The organism is Spiroplasma endosymbiont of Phycita roborella (assembly GCF_964031195.1).
GTDB classification, from domain to species: domain Bacteria; phylum Bacillota_I; class Bacilli_A; order Mycoplasmatales; family VBWQ01; genus Spiroplasma_E; species Spiroplasma_E ixodetis_A.
In genome coordinates this window covers 634,608-647,795 of sequence record NZ_CAXIQJ010000004.1, presented here as the reverse complement: position 1 = coordinate 647,795, position 13,188 = coordinate 634,608, and the positions used below count along the sequence as shown (strand labels likewise).

Genomic DNA, 13,188 nt, shown 5'->3' with positions numbered 1-13,188 from the left:
GATTAGTATGGAAGAATTAATTGAATCCCATGTTTCACAAATTTTAGAAACCAAATTAAAAAAAATGTCTTTATCAGAAACAAATTTAAGTAGTTTTGCTTGATTTAAAAGAAATTTTGCTTGATTAGCTCCGGAATTTGATCAACAAATTAGTCATTTTTATTTAAATGAAGTTTTAGAAAAAAGTAAAAATATTGTTATTAGTCCCATCATTAAAAAAGAATTACGATTATATTTCTGAGTTATGATTAATGGTATTGATAGATTAAAAAATAATTGACAAGAAATTTACACTAGGGCAAAAACTCTTGATTCACTAATGATTAATTATTTTCATTATTTTCAAGAAAAATTTAAGGATCGTAAACTTAATAGTAAATTAACTTTTGATAATTTTACAAGACATTGAGAAAGTTTAATTGTTCAAAGAATTGTAAATTATAAGTTATTTGAAACTATGCAAATGCGTCAAAAGTATTTAACAATGTGAAGTAATAATATTAAAATTATTAATGAAGTAAGGCATATTATTGGTTTTGCTTGAAATTTTTTTGGACGATTTTGAGAAGGAGATTTAAATGATTTTAAAAAAATTAATTTAAATACTATTATACAATATGGTGAAATTTTAAATAAGAATCCAGCTATTATTGAAATTGCTAGACTACTTGGTCGTTGAAAAGGAATTTCAGGTTTAACAGAAAAGCAGATTCATCAAAAAGTACAAATTGAATATGAATTAAAGCCATTAGGAAAATGGCCTGAAGAAATAGTAGGAATTACCGAGGGTAAAGATTTAGAACATTTATTACCATTAGAATTAGTTAATCTTGCTATTCCAGAGTTAAATGCCATTTTTTATAAAAAATTTGTTGAAGAAAAGTTAGCAATTACAGAGTTTGAATCAATGGATTTAGTTGCCACTGAACATCTTGTTGAAGAAGTTGTAGAAGTACCAATTCCCGAAAGTGAAGGCCCTTTTATCTTATGCATTGATACATCTAAATCAATGAGTCATAGTCCAGAAATTATTGCAAAATCAATTGCGCTGGCTATTAGTAAAATTGCTTTACAAGAAAAAAGACCGTGCTATATGATTAATTTTTCTGGTAAATTTGAAACTTATGACTTATCTAATTTAGTTTCATCAATTCCCAATCTAATTCATTTTTTAGGTCATAGTTTTAAAGGACATACTAATATTAATCCAGCTATTAGTCATGCTTTAACAATTATGCAATCTAAGACATATCATAATGCAGACTTATTGGTAGTTTCTGATTTTTTATCTGCTAATATTACTAAAAATAATATTAATTTAATGTTACAACTAAAAGCAAAAGCTAATCGTTTTCATGCTATTAATATTGCTTCTTCAACATTACCTAATAATTTTAAAAAATATTTTACTAATTATTGACATTATGATCCTCGTGATCCATTTGCTGCGCGAAAAATTGCATTAAATTTAGCTAAAACTAAAAAAATAAAATAATGCATTTCGTTTAAAAATAATTTTTATATAAAATATAAATATTATAAAAAATAAAAATAAACTAAAATATAAGTTTATTTTGTTATAATTCTTTTTGAATATAAATTAATGGAGGTAAGAATATGAAATTAAAAGTAGCAACCTCTTTTAGTGGTATTGGTTCATTTGAACAAGCGCTTAAAAAAATGGATATTGAACATGAAATATTATTTGCTTGTGATAATGATAAATATGTTAAAGAAACATACTTTGCAAATTATAAAATAAATGATAATCAATGATATGATGATATATATAATATTGATGGTAGTAAGTTTAAAAATAAAGTTGATATATTTGTAGGTGGTTCTCCATGTCAAAGTTTTAGTTCGATTGGTTTTCAAAAAGGGTTGGAAGATACTAGAGGTTTATTAATTTTTGAATTTATTAGACTTGTAAATGAAATAAAACCCAAAGTTTTTATTTTTGAAAATGTTAAAGGGTTACTAACAAATAATAAAGGTCAGACTTGAAAAATAATTGAACAAAAATTTAAAGAAACGGGTTATAATATTCACTATAAACTTTTAAATGCTAAAGATTATGGTATTCCACAAAGTAGAAATCGACTTTTTGTTGTTGGATTTTTAAATGAAACTGATTTTAAATTTCCAAAACCTATTGAATTAAAATATAAAATGAGTGATTTTTTAGAAAAAGCATTTTTAGATGAACAAGAAATATCAGAAAAAGCTAAAAAATACGTTTTAAATGAAGAAAGAATGAAAAAGAAGATAACACAAGTTAATGGTGAAATAATGCTTTGTCAAGTTAGAAATCAACAGTCAAATTTTATTGGTGATTTTGTTTCAGAAGGGTATATTAAAAAATTTATTTTGTCAGAAAAGTTACAAAATACAGTTTTAAAAAAAGGTAAGGCAAATCCTCAAATAGCAAAAACAATCTTAAGTTCTTCTTTTAAATATCATTATGCAAGTACTGACAATTATGTTAATTATGATACTGATAGGATAAGAAGATTAACGCCAAAGGAGTGTTTAAGATTAATGGGTTTTCCTGATTCTTTTAAAATAGTAGTTTCTAATACTCAGATTTATAGACAATCTGGTAATAGTATTGTAGTAAATGTTTTTGAACATTTATTAAAAGAAATATTATTGTCATTAGAAAATTCTAACATTGATACTTCTATAAAAGAAAAAAAAGGAAATAAATCATGGGAAATATCGTTATAAGTAGTAATGATATCATATTAAATAAGGTAATTACTTTATCTAATGAATATGTTTGTGCTAATAATAAACATAAAATTTCTAGAACTAATGGTCAAGCTAAAATAAAATTTTCAGAAAATCAATTTTTAGAAATATTTGGTAAAGAGATTAAGGGAAATATTTATTTTTCATTACACAATTTAGAAAATTTTATTGAATCTTTAAGAATTAGATGAGTAACAATTTTAAAAACTAGTCATGATTTTAAAAGTCCTGATATTAAAAAAATTAACGAAATGATTAATATGTTTTATAGTAAATATAATAGTATGTTATTAGAAAATGATAATTTTAATGAAGAGTATATTATAACCACATTTAGTAAAAATAGATATTCCTTAGAAATTCCTATTTTTAGTAAAATAATATTTTATATTGCAATACCTTTTGAAACTTTTTTAGAAATAAAAAAAACGAAAGATAATCACGTTTTTATTTCATTTGGTTTAGATTTTTCTTTAATAAAGAATAGTATTTTATTTAAACAACAAAATGAACTAAGGAAAAATTCAAATAAAAGAATAGTAACAGCAAGAAAAGGTCAAGATGAATTAAGAAAAAAAATAATTAAAAAATACAGTGTATGTCAAATCACAGAATTGGAATATAATGAATTATTAATAGCATCACATATAAAACCTTGGGTTTTTTCTGAAGAGAAAGAAAAAATAGATTTAAATAATGTTTTATTACTTAGTGCTATATTTGATAAACTTTTTGATCGCGGATTAATTACATTTGATATTAATGGCTATATTATATTTTCTGATTTATTACCAAATAATGATGTGTATAAGCTTAAAAAAATTATTAAAAATAAACAGTTAAGATTTAATAATGAACAAAAAGAATATATAAAATATCATAGGGAAAAAATATTTAGGTATATTAATGGATTTTTATTATTAGGCTAAATATATTTGTTAGAACTTTTTTATGTTATGAATTTTAATAGGGATTTGTTTATAATTTTTTTATGATAAATTTAGCTAAAACTAAAAATAAATCTTAATCTTAATTTTTGATAGTTATTTTTTTGCTTTAATAATGATAAAATATTATTAGAGGGAAAAAATAAACTGATAATGAGAGATGGATAATATGAAAAAAAATAATTTAATTTTAAGTAAAACATTAGTTATTATTAGTGTTTTAACAGTAACAATTAGTTTATCAATTTTTCCATTATTTAATTGGGGTGTTCCATTAAAAAACAATATTGCTATTATTATTACTTTAATCGTTAATAAAGAACCAATCACTAGTAGTTTTTATAAACAATTAATGACTAGTGATAGTATAGTTTCTTTATATACTTTTGGAACATTATTGATTTTTAATTTAACTTATTTAATACCATTAATTTTTATTAAAAAACCTTTTTCAAGATCAGTTTTTGCTATACACATGTTATTAATAACCTTAGTATTGATACTTTTTGTATTAGTACTTTTTAATTACTTTAATATTAGAAATTTTCAAACTATTCCTTTTAAAGATTTATGAACAATTCCTTGAGCAGGTATTGGTTTAAGTTTACTTACTATTTTTTGATATGGCTTAAAAAATTTATGAGTTAATCCTCCACAATTATCAAAAAAAACTAATGATTATAGTAAAAACAAAAAAGAAGAAATTAAAAGTGATGATTTACCATCATATGAAGATTTACAATTGCAATTAAAAACGTTAAAAAAACAATTAAAAGAAGTTAGAAATATTAAAACTAAGAAATAATAAAAGTTATTTTAGACTTTTAATTAGATCATTAGCAAACTTTGTTTTTTTGATATTTGTTGTTCGTTGATTACTAGAGTTAGGTGAATTTATTTCATTTTTACTTGAGTTTAAAATTCATGATTGCAAATATTCTTTCACTTCTAGATTCTCAAAAATTATCTATACATTCAATTTTAGCACCATTTTCTATTAGAAACTTAACTCCCTCTATATTATTATCAGCAATTAGGATTAGGACAGTTTTACCATTTTGATTTGTATGATTAATATCAGCGTTATTTTCTACTAAAAATTTAACTATATTTAAATATCCTTTTTTGGCGGCTTTTAATGGAGTATTACCACTAGTATTTTTATCTGGATAAGAAGTCACTTTACCGGTAAGTTTTTTACAAATGGAATATTTAAAGTTTCTATAATTGACATTGGCGCCATTTTTTTACTAATTTCATAGTTTTTTTAAATTACCTTCTTCAATAGCAATCATTAATTTCTCATTTTTAGTCATATCTTTTAATGCTCCTTTTTTTAGTAATTTAATAAAAATCCTATTATAGATATTTCTATAATAGGAATAAACAATTATTAAATTAATAAAATTATAATTTATTTTTTTAATCTATCAATTAATATGCTTTTTTGTATTTTTAAGGTTTTGAATATTTAATTAAAAATAATTTAAAGAATATAAATAAATGATTATAAAATAAGTATTTTGTATAGTTTGATTTTAATTATTATTTTATAGTAGTGTATTATCAATAGTAATTATAATATTTGCAAAATTAGCCTTTTAATAGATTTATTTATTAATAAGGTTTTTTAATATTATAATTTATATTTTAAATTAACATTATTATGAGGAGAAATTTTAATGCCAAGATTAGAACATTTAGAAAAAGAAAGAATAAACAAATTTCTTATTTTACTAAAAAATAGTGATGAAATAAAGATTTTTTTTAATGATTATAAAGAAATCATATTAAATGGTGAATGTCAATATATGAATTTTTTTTATGATTTAGATGAATTTTTAAAAAATAAAGAAAAAATTAGAGAACAATTAAGAACAGAAACAGTTCCTAATAATAAAAAAATAAAAAAATTAAATTCTATTTTTTTAAAAAAGGAAAATAATAAAAAAATGTTTTTAATAAAAAACTTAGAAAAGAAAGCAAATATGTTGGAAGAAATACATAATATTTTATTAGAACTACGTGATAATGCACCAAAACGGGAAATGGAACATATTATTTATTTAAAAATATTGTTATTATATTTTAATGATACTACTATAGAAGGCAAAACGTTAGATTTTTCTGAATATGAACAATGAGCAAAGATATTTATTGAATTTGCTAATATAAGAATGAATGAACTTTAAGGAATTGATTTAGAAAATATTAAAATAATAACTGATGCAGTACAAACTTTATTTTTAGATGTATTTCGTGATGAAACTTTTCAAAGAAAATATAATTTAAATATTGAAAAAGAAAAGTCTAAATTAGAAATAGAAGATGTAATATCTTTTAATCTTTTTAATGATGCACTTGAAATTATAAATACTAAAATATTTAAAACATATATGGAACAATTACCTATTTTTACCAAAAAAATACCAAAATATATTAGAGAAATATCAATTATTAAAAAATACGATATACTGGTTGATTATAAATTGTTTCTTCTTAAAAGAAATGAAATAAAAGAGACTATTGATACAGTCACAAAGATATCAAAAGAATTACTTGAAAGAAATGAACAATATAAAAATAAAATTAAAAAGAAAGAAAATAAAAATAATACTTTTTCTTTATCAAAAATGGAAGTTGAATTAGTAGCAATAGAAGAAATAATTAATACACTTAAATTAATTGAAGAATATAAACATTCTAAATTTATTTTTGCAATTCGTGGTATATGAAATCTTATTTTAATTTTATATTTAAAAGAAACAAATCATAATAAAGAAATAAAAAATGAAGAATTTCAAAAATGAATAGATAACTTTATTAAAGTATGTAAAAACCAGAGATTTTATATTACAGAACGCGTGAAATTTAAAAATTTAAGTAATTTTATTGAAATTCTTCAAAATTTTAAAAAAAATATTGTTACAAATAAAGAATTTCAAGAAGAAGTGGCAATCACAGTTATTAATGAAAAAGATTTTCCTGAAAATATAAGTTTGATTAATAATACCTCTAGTGTAGTAACAAATTTAGAAAATAGACCATTTAATATGTAAAGTTTATTTTTTTATTTTAACAAAATATATTGTATAAAATAGAAATAAATTATGATTTTAATAATAATTTTCCCTTTACAAATGATTATAATAGGTGTATTATTTTTAGGAATTATATATTTGTAAAATTAAGCCCGTTAATAAATTAAATTTATTAGTGTGGCTTTTTATTATTTTTATATAATTCATTAGCAAACAATATTAATTAAAAACAAATTAAATATGTTAAGGAGAAATTTAAGTGTCAGAGTTAGATTTTTTATTTAATGAAGAAAAAGTAGAACAATTTATTAAAGAAGCAAAAAAAGATGAACAAATGAAAAAATATAATAAATCTTTTAATGATTTAAATGAAATTTTAAAACAATATTATAGTTGTTTAGATAGATATAATGCTTTTATAAATTCAAACAATAATAGAGAATTAAATTTAAAAAATAAAATCAGAAAATGATTTTTGTCAAAAAATATTCAATTTTAAAAACAAAAAGAAGTTTAGCAGAAAAAAAATTACGATTTGCTGAACATAATATTTATTGGAAAATATTATCCTTATATTTTGATGATAATTCTTTAAATGGTAAAAGATTATATTTTTATGAATATAAACAATGAGCAAATATATTTATTGAATTTGCTAATATAAAAATGAATGAATTACAAGGATTTGATTTAGAAAATATTAAAATAATAACTAATACAGTACAAACTTTATTTTTAGATGTATTTCGTGATGAAACTTTTCAAAACAAACATGAATTGGAAGTTATAGAAGTAAAAAATTTAATGGAAAAATTTATTTATGAAACAATTAATAGTAAAGAAATATTAAGTTTTCAAGTAGCATTTGCCAGTTATAAATTAGTTAATGAACAATATAATAATCTAAAAGATAATCAAGAATTGGTTTTAAAAGAAATTGATTTAAAAATAAAACTTATTACAGATAAAATAGAAAAAAATAATATGAAATTAGGAAAAATAAAAAACATATGATTTTATAAGATTTGAAAATGTAGACAGTTAAAAAAAGTAACAAAAATTGAGAAATTAAATTAGGTGAAAAGATTGCAGAAAAAGAATTTTTTTTAAAAAAATTTAAAGATCTTTATACTAAATCACTAGATAAGTCAGCACTTAAAAAAGCAGAATTGGATTTATCTTCTAAACTATTAGCATTTTATTTAGAACAAAAAAAATCTAAAAATTTAAAGTTTTCTGAATACGAAGTGTGAAAAGTCGAATTTGTTACTACATGTGAAAAAGTAATTAAAAATCTTGGATTTAATAGTTTAAAAGTAGAGTTAATTAGTAATTTTGCAGTAACTTTATTTAAAGATGTTTTAAAAAATATTGAACTTCAAAAAAAATACGAAATTAAAGTTATTAATGATGATAAATCATTATCATCTCAATTAGATTCTGATACATGTCTTGTTTCTGAAAGCTGCATTAGTGAGTGAAGTGATAGTTTCGGTGAAAGTATTAATATTGATATGGATATTGACTTTCATTCTCCTAAACAAACAGTTGTAGCATAAGTTATTAATAAAATAAATTATTAAAATTATAGATATTGAATTTATTTATAAAACATAAATAAATTATCGGATTAAATAGTGGGTTATAAGAGATATATTTGAACTAATGGAAAGAATGATTAAAATGGATATTAAACTTATAAACAAATGAGAAGTAATAATTAAATTAATAATATATTCACAAGCAATAAAAGAATATCAAGAGTATTTTAATATTTTACAAGAATTAGAAAAAGACGTATGAGGCTTTTTAATAATCTGTGTATCTTTGTTTTACAAAGTTACTAATTTAGATTAATTCTGTCTTCAAATTTTATCATAAAATGAGCAATTGCTGTATTTCAATTTTGAATAGGCAATGTTCATTTTTTTGTTATATTTTCAATTGCCAAGTAAAATATTTTGAAAACTGCCATATCATTAGGAAAAACTTTTTTATTTCTGATGATTTTTCGTAATTGACTATTAACAGATTCAATAGCATTTGTAGTATAAATCACTCTTTTGATTTCTACTGGATAACTAATAAAAACCATTAAATTATCTCAATTTTTATATCAAGATTTAGTAATTTGAGGATATTGTTTATTTCATTTACTTTCAAACGATTCTAAAGCTTGCATTGCTTGTTCTTCACTACATGCACTATAAATTGGTTTTAAATCTGCAACTAGACCTTTTCGATGTTTGTATGAAACATATTTTAAACTATTTCTAATTTGATGAACAATGCATAATTGATGTTCTGTTTTAGGATAAACTGATTGTATTGCTTCTGACATGCCTGTTAAATTATCACTACAAGCAATAAGAATATCATTTAAGCCACGATTTTTCATTTCTGTGAAATTAGATAATCAAAACTTAGAACCTTCATTTTCACTGATTCATAATCCTAAAACATCTTTTTTGCCTTCTAAATCAACTCCTAATGCTATATAAACTGATTTGTTAATAATCCGTTTATCTTGTCGTACTTTAACTACTATACAATCAAAATAAACAATAGGATAAATACTTTCTAATGGTCGATTTTGTCATGCTTTAACATCATCAATAACATCATCAGTAATTTGACTAATAACACTTTCACTAATATCAGCACCATGATATAACTCTTGCAACTGCATTCTAATGTCAGATAATGTCATTCCTTTTGCATACAAGGAAAGAACTTGTTGATCAAAACCATCAAATCTTCTTTGCCTTTTAGGAACTATTACAGGAGTAAAATTACTATTGCGATCTCTTGGTACATCAATTTCAATTTTACCTTGTTGAGTTATTAATTTTTTTGAACTTGTACCATTACGAGCATTTTCAGTAGTACTATGTTGATTTTTTTCATATCCTAAATAATTTTGCATTTCAGAATTCAACATTTTTTCAACTAATCTTTTTGTTAATTCTTTATATAAACCGCCAGGTTTAAAAACTGTTGTTAAATCTTCAGTATTTTCTAGTAATAAATCTACTGCTTTTGATATTGGATCATTATTATTAAAGTTATCTTTTTTAGCCATCTGTAACTCACTCTTTCTAGTCATTTAATTATATTTACTAGAATTAATTAAACATAGTTATTTTTGTAAGTTACACAGATTACTAAACATTTCCTAAAATTGAAATTGATGTACCAAGAGATCGCAATAGTAATTTTACTCCTGTAATAGTTCCTAAAAGGCAAAGAAGATTTGATGGTTTTGATCAACAAGTTCTTTCCTTGTATGCAAAAGGAATGACATTATCTGACATTAGAATGCAGTTGCAAGAGTTATATCATGGTGCTGATATTAGTGAAAGTGTTATTAGTCAAATTACTGATGATGTTATTGATGATGTTAAAGCATGACAAAATCGACCATTAGAAAGTATTTATCCTATTGTTTATTTTGATTGTATAGTAGTTAAAGTACGACAAGATAAACGGATTATTAACAAATCAGTTTATATAGCATTAGGAGTTGATTTAGAAGGCAAAAAAGATGTTTTAGGATTATGAATCAGTGAAAATGAAGGTTCTAAGTTTTGATTATCTAATTTCACAGAAATGAAAAATCGTGGCTTAAATGATATTCTTATTGCTTGTAGTGATAATTTAACAGGCATGTCAGAAGCAATACAATCAGTTTATCCTAAAACAGAACATCAATTATGCATTGTTCATCAAATTAGAAATAGTTTAAAATATGTTTCATACAAACATCGAAAAGGTCTAGTTGCAGATTTAAAACCAATTTATAGTGCATGTAGTGAAGAACAAGCAATGCAAGCTTTAGAATCGTTTGAAAGTAAATGAAATAAACAATATCCTCAAATTACTAAATCTTGATATAAAAATTGAGATAATTTAATGGTTTTTATTAGTTATCCAGTAGAAATCAAAAGAGTGATTTATACTACAAATGCTATTGAATCTGTTAATAGTCAATTACGAAAAATCATCAGAAATAAAAAAGTTTTTCCTAATGATATGGCAGTTTTCAAAATATTTTACTTGGCAATTGAAAATATAACAAAAAAATGAACATTGCCTATTCAAAATTGAAATACAGCAATTGCTCATTTTATGATAAAATTTGAAGACAGAATTAATCTAAATTAGTAACTTTGTAAAACAAAGATACACAGATTATTAAAAAGCCTCATAATTTTGCATTTCAGAATTCAACATTTTTTCAACTAATCTTTTTGTTAATTCTTTATATAAACCGCCAGGTTTAAAAACTGTTGTTAAATCTTCAGTATTTTCTAGTAATAAATCTACTGCTTTTGATATTGGATCATTATTATTAAAGTTATCTTTTTTAGCCATCTGTAACTCACTCTTTCTAGTCATTTAATTATATTTACTAGAATTAATTAAACATAGTTATTTTTGTAAGTTACACAGATTACTAAACATTTCCAAATTTATGGATTATAATGCCCTTTACCTTTTATTTTTGCTGCATTTTCTGCTTCTGCACGTTCTCTTAATTCTTTAGCTCTATCTTCTTTTAATTTTTCTTGAAAAATTTTTTCTCGTTTTGCTTCTCTTTCTATTCTTTGTTTTTCCATATATTCATTTGCTTCTTTTACACGTTGGCTTTCTTCTTCGGCTTTTCTATTTTTTTCTTCTCTTTCTCTTTCTTCTTTTTGTTTTTGTCTTTCTTCTCTTTCGGCTTTTAATCTAGCTTGGTCTCTTTCAATTTTTCGTAGTTGTTCTGCTTGTTTTTCGGCTTCTTTTTGTCTTTCTTGTTCTTCTTTTTGTCTTTTTCTTTCTTCTCTTTCGGCTTTTAATTTAGCTTGGTCTCTTTCAATTTTTCGTAGTTGTTCTGCTTGTTTTTCGGCTTCTTTTTGTCTTTCTTGTTCTTCTTTTTTATTTTTATTAAAACCTCACATTGTTTATGTCCCCTTTAAAATTAGAAAATAAAAACCCATTTTACTTTAAATGAAGCAACGGGTAAAACTTATATTAAGTTTACAATGATTATATAATATTATATAAATTAATTCTTAAATAAATATAAATAAGAAAAATGATTTATTTTAAATTTTTAAAATCTAGAAAATAATGAATATGAAATTTAAATAATACATTTTTTATGATAAAAGTATTAAAAAAATATTATTGTTCTTTTGCAATAATAAATCAAAAATCGATTATAGAAAGATATTACATATATCAATTATGTTATACTATTTTTATAAGTTATTTTGTGGAGACTGTTAAGAGGTGATATTCTTATGATTAAAAATGGCATTAAAATATCAAAATCTCAATCTCGTGGTGATGAAGTTGGGTTACTTTTTTTCTTATTAGTAATCTTCTTTTTCCTAATAGTTAGTTTAACTAGATTTTCAATAATTGGTAAAGTACTTGATGATTTTCTTTTTTCTTTTTTATTTGGATGAGTGAAATATGCTGTTTATTTCTTTCTTTTTTTAATGATTATTCCTTTAGCTTTTGGTTATCGCATGCAATTTAAATTGAAGTATATTTTTGTTACTTTTTTATTTTTAGTGATTAGTTGTTGGACAACACAAACTTTAACTTTAATAATTTTAGGAAAGAATAATTTATGAACTAGTTATTATAATTTAAACCTATTAAATATTAGTGAAATATACGTTAAAACATGATGAAATACAAATGCTATAAATAATTATCTAGGTTTTTTTGCTTCACCAATTTCTTTTAAAGACTTTAGTGTTGAAACCTTTTTTCCAGCATATGCTACTGGTGGCATTATTAGTAATGTTTTAATAGGTATTTTTAATTATGGTTTTTTTGTTACTAATTTAATTGCAAACTTTATTAGTATTTTTTCTTTAACTTGTTTATTTATTTTTAATAAACCTTTTATTTTCTTTAGCAAAATGAAACAAATTATTAAACAAATTATTATTAATAATAAAAATAAAAAGCAAAAAAATAAAATAAATGCTGATTTAAAACAAAAACATATTAAGTTAAAAAAAGAAAAATTATTAATTGATAAACAAGTTAAAAAATCTTTTAGAAAAGAAAATAATTTTAATAAGGAATCAAAGAAGGAACCATCTATATCACCAGTAAAAAAAGCAGAAATAAAACAAAATGAAATAAAACAAAATGAAATAAAACAAAATGATAATAGCGACATTATCAATAAACCTTCTTCACCTATTGTTTATTTTAATGAAAATAGTTATTTAACTCCTTTTGGTAAAATTGACCCTGAAAAACAAAAAGATGTAATGAGTAATAGCAAAGGTACTCTGGTAGTTAAAAAAAGTTTAGAAGATAGTATTTTAAATCGTGAAATTATTAATGATAACGAGACTATTATTAATAACGAATCATAAGTAATTAATAATGAATAAAATTAAGAGTTTACTTTAGGATAAAACATTATATTAATG

The 13,188-nt window shown here is 22.0% G+C and carries 14 protein-coding genes and 2 pseudogenes; 12 read left to right on the top strand and 4 right to left on the bottom strand.

All coding sequences use genetic code 4. The features are described from left to right. Positions 1 to 7: 7 nt before the first annotated feature. The 4 genes from AAHM95_RS05630 to AAHM95_RS05615 all read left to right on the top strand — a co-directional run bounded on the left by AAHM95_RS05630 (position 8) and on the right by AAHM95_RS05615 (position 4,506). The gene (locus AAHM95_RS05630; protein WP_342274358.1) at positions 8 to 1,495 is read left to right on the top strand and encodes a VWA domain-containing protein; all 1,488 of its coding nucleotides are present in this window, start codon (positions 8 to 10) and stop codon (positions 1,493 to 1,495) included. 122 nt (positions 1,496 to 1,617) lie between these two features. Further along, positions 1,618 to 2,730 (top strand): DNA cytosine methyltransferase, encoded by a 1,113-nt coding sequence (locus tag AAHM95_RS05625; RefSeq protein WP_342274357.1) that lies wholly within the window; start codon positions 1,618 to 1,620, stop codon positions 2,728 to 2,730. Further along, positions 2,712 to 3,683, top strand: a complete 972-nt coding sequence (locus AAHM95_RS05620) for an HNH endonuclease (protein ID WP_342274356.1) — start codon at positions 2,712 to 2,714, stop codon at positions 3,681 to 3,683. The genes AAHM95_RS05625 and AAHM95_RS05620 overlap by 19 nt, the downstream gene beginning before the upstream one ends. A 187-nt stretch (positions 3,684 to 3,870) precedes the next feature. Then, entirely contained in the window at positions 3,871 to 4,506 is a 636-nt protein-coding gene (locus tag AAHM95_RS05615; RefSeq protein WP_281749123.1) for a hypothetical protein, read from the top strand. 100 nt (positions 4,507 to 4,606) lie between these two features. On the opposite strand, the gene AAHM95_RS05610 is transcribed toward AAHM95_RS05615, so the two are convergent. Then, positions 4,607 to 4,906 carry an ankyrin repeat domain-containing protein gene (locus AAHM95_RS05610; RefSeq protein ID WP_342274381.1) on the bottom strand — a complete coding sequence of 100 codons (300 nt, stop codon included), beginning with the start codon at positions 4,904 to 4,906 and terminating at the stop codon, positions 4,607 to 4,609. A 477-nt stretch (positions 4,907 to 5,383) separates the two neighbouring features. On the opposite strand from AAHM95_RS05610, the gene AAHM95_RS05605 reads away from it, so the two are divergent. The 6 genes from AAHM95_RS05605 to AAHM95_RS05580 all read left to right on the top strand — a co-directional run bounded on the left by AAHM95_RS05605 (position 5,384) and on the right by AAHM95_RS05580 (position 8,599). Beyond that, complete coding sequence (locus tag AAHM95_RS05605) at positions 5,384 to 5,893, top strand: hypothetical protein (protein WP_342274355.1); 510 nt, start codon at positions 5,384 to 5,386, stop codon at positions 5,891 to 5,893. Positions 5,894 to 6,097: 204 nt separating this feature from the next. Beyond that, on the top strand, positions 6,098 to 6,760 hold the full coding sequence (locus AAHM95_RS05600; protein ID WP_342274354.1) for a hypothetical protein: 663 nt from the start codon (positions 6,098 to 6,100) through the stop codon (positions 6,758 to 6,760). A gap of 241 nt (positions 6,761 to 7,001) precedes the next feature. Next, positions 7,002 to 7,241, top strand: coding sequence for a hypothetical protein (locus AAHM95_RS05595; protein ID WP_338975886.1), 240 nt, complete (start codon positions 7,002 to 7,004; stop codon positions 7,239 to 7,241). Next, positions 7,211 to 7,819, top strand: coding sequence for a hypothetical protein (locus AAHM95_RS05590; protein ID WP_342274353.1), 609 nt, complete (start codon positions 7,211 to 7,213; stop codon positions 7,817 to 7,819). Before AAHM95_RS05595 ends, AAHM95_RS05590 begins: the two co-directional genes overlap by 31 nt. A gap of 92 nt (positions 7,820 to 7,911) precedes the next feature. Beyond that, positions 7,912 to 8,301 carry a hypothetical protein gene (locus AAHM95_RS05585; protein ID WP_342274352.1) on the top strand — a complete coding sequence of 130 codons (390 nt, stop codon included), beginning with the start codon at positions 7,912 to 7,914 and terminating at the stop codon, positions 8,299 to 8,301. Between the two features lie 124 nt (positions 8,302 to 8,425). Further along, positions 8,426 to 8,599 (top strand): hypothetical protein, encoded by a 174-nt coding sequence (locus AAHM95_RS05580; protein ID WP_342274351.1) that lies wholly within the window; start codon positions 8,426 to 8,428, stop codon positions 8,597 to 8,599. On the opposite strand, the gene AAHM95_RS05575 is transcribed toward AAHM95_RS05580, so the two are convergent. Continuing rightward, a complete protein-coding gene (locus AAHM95_RS05575) occupies positions 8,586 to 9,824 on the bottom strand; it encodes an IS256 family transposase (protein ID WP_281749630.1) in 1,239 nt (412 codons plus the stop codon). The genes AAHM95_RS05580 and AAHM95_RS05575 overlap by 14 nt on opposite strands. Before the next feature lie 98 nt (positions 9,825 to 9,922). Here AAHM95_RS05575 and AAHM95_RS05570 point away from each other — a divergent pair. After that, positions 9,923 to 10,906 (top strand): annotated as a pseudogene (locus tag AAHM95_RS05570) (IS256 family transposase); the annotation flags it as partial. 42 nt (positions 10,907 to 10,948) lie between these two features. On the opposite strand, the pseudogene AAHM95_RS05565 reads toward AAHM95_RS05570, so the two are convergent. Then, positions 10,949 to 11,116: pseudogene (locus AAHM95_RS05565) on the bottom strand (IS256 family transposase); the annotation flags it as partial. A 98-nt stretch (positions 11,117 to 11,214) separates the two neighbouring features. Next, complete coding sequence (locus tag AAHM95_RS05560; RefSeq protein ID WP_342274349.1) at positions 11,215 to 11,685, bottom strand: cell envelope integrity TolA family protein; 471 nt, start codon at positions 11,683 to 11,685, stop codon at positions 11,215 to 11,217. Positions 11,686 to 12,030: 345 nt separating this feature from the next. On the opposite strand from AAHM95_RS05560, the gene AAHM95_RS05555 reads away from it, so the two are divergent. Continuing rightward, entirely contained in the window at positions 12,031 to 13,131 is a 1,101-nt protein-coding gene (locus tag AAHM95_RS05555; RefSeq protein ID WP_342274348.1) for a hypothetical protein, read from the top strand. The last annotated feature ends 57 nt before the right edge of the window (positions 13,132 to 13,188 follow it).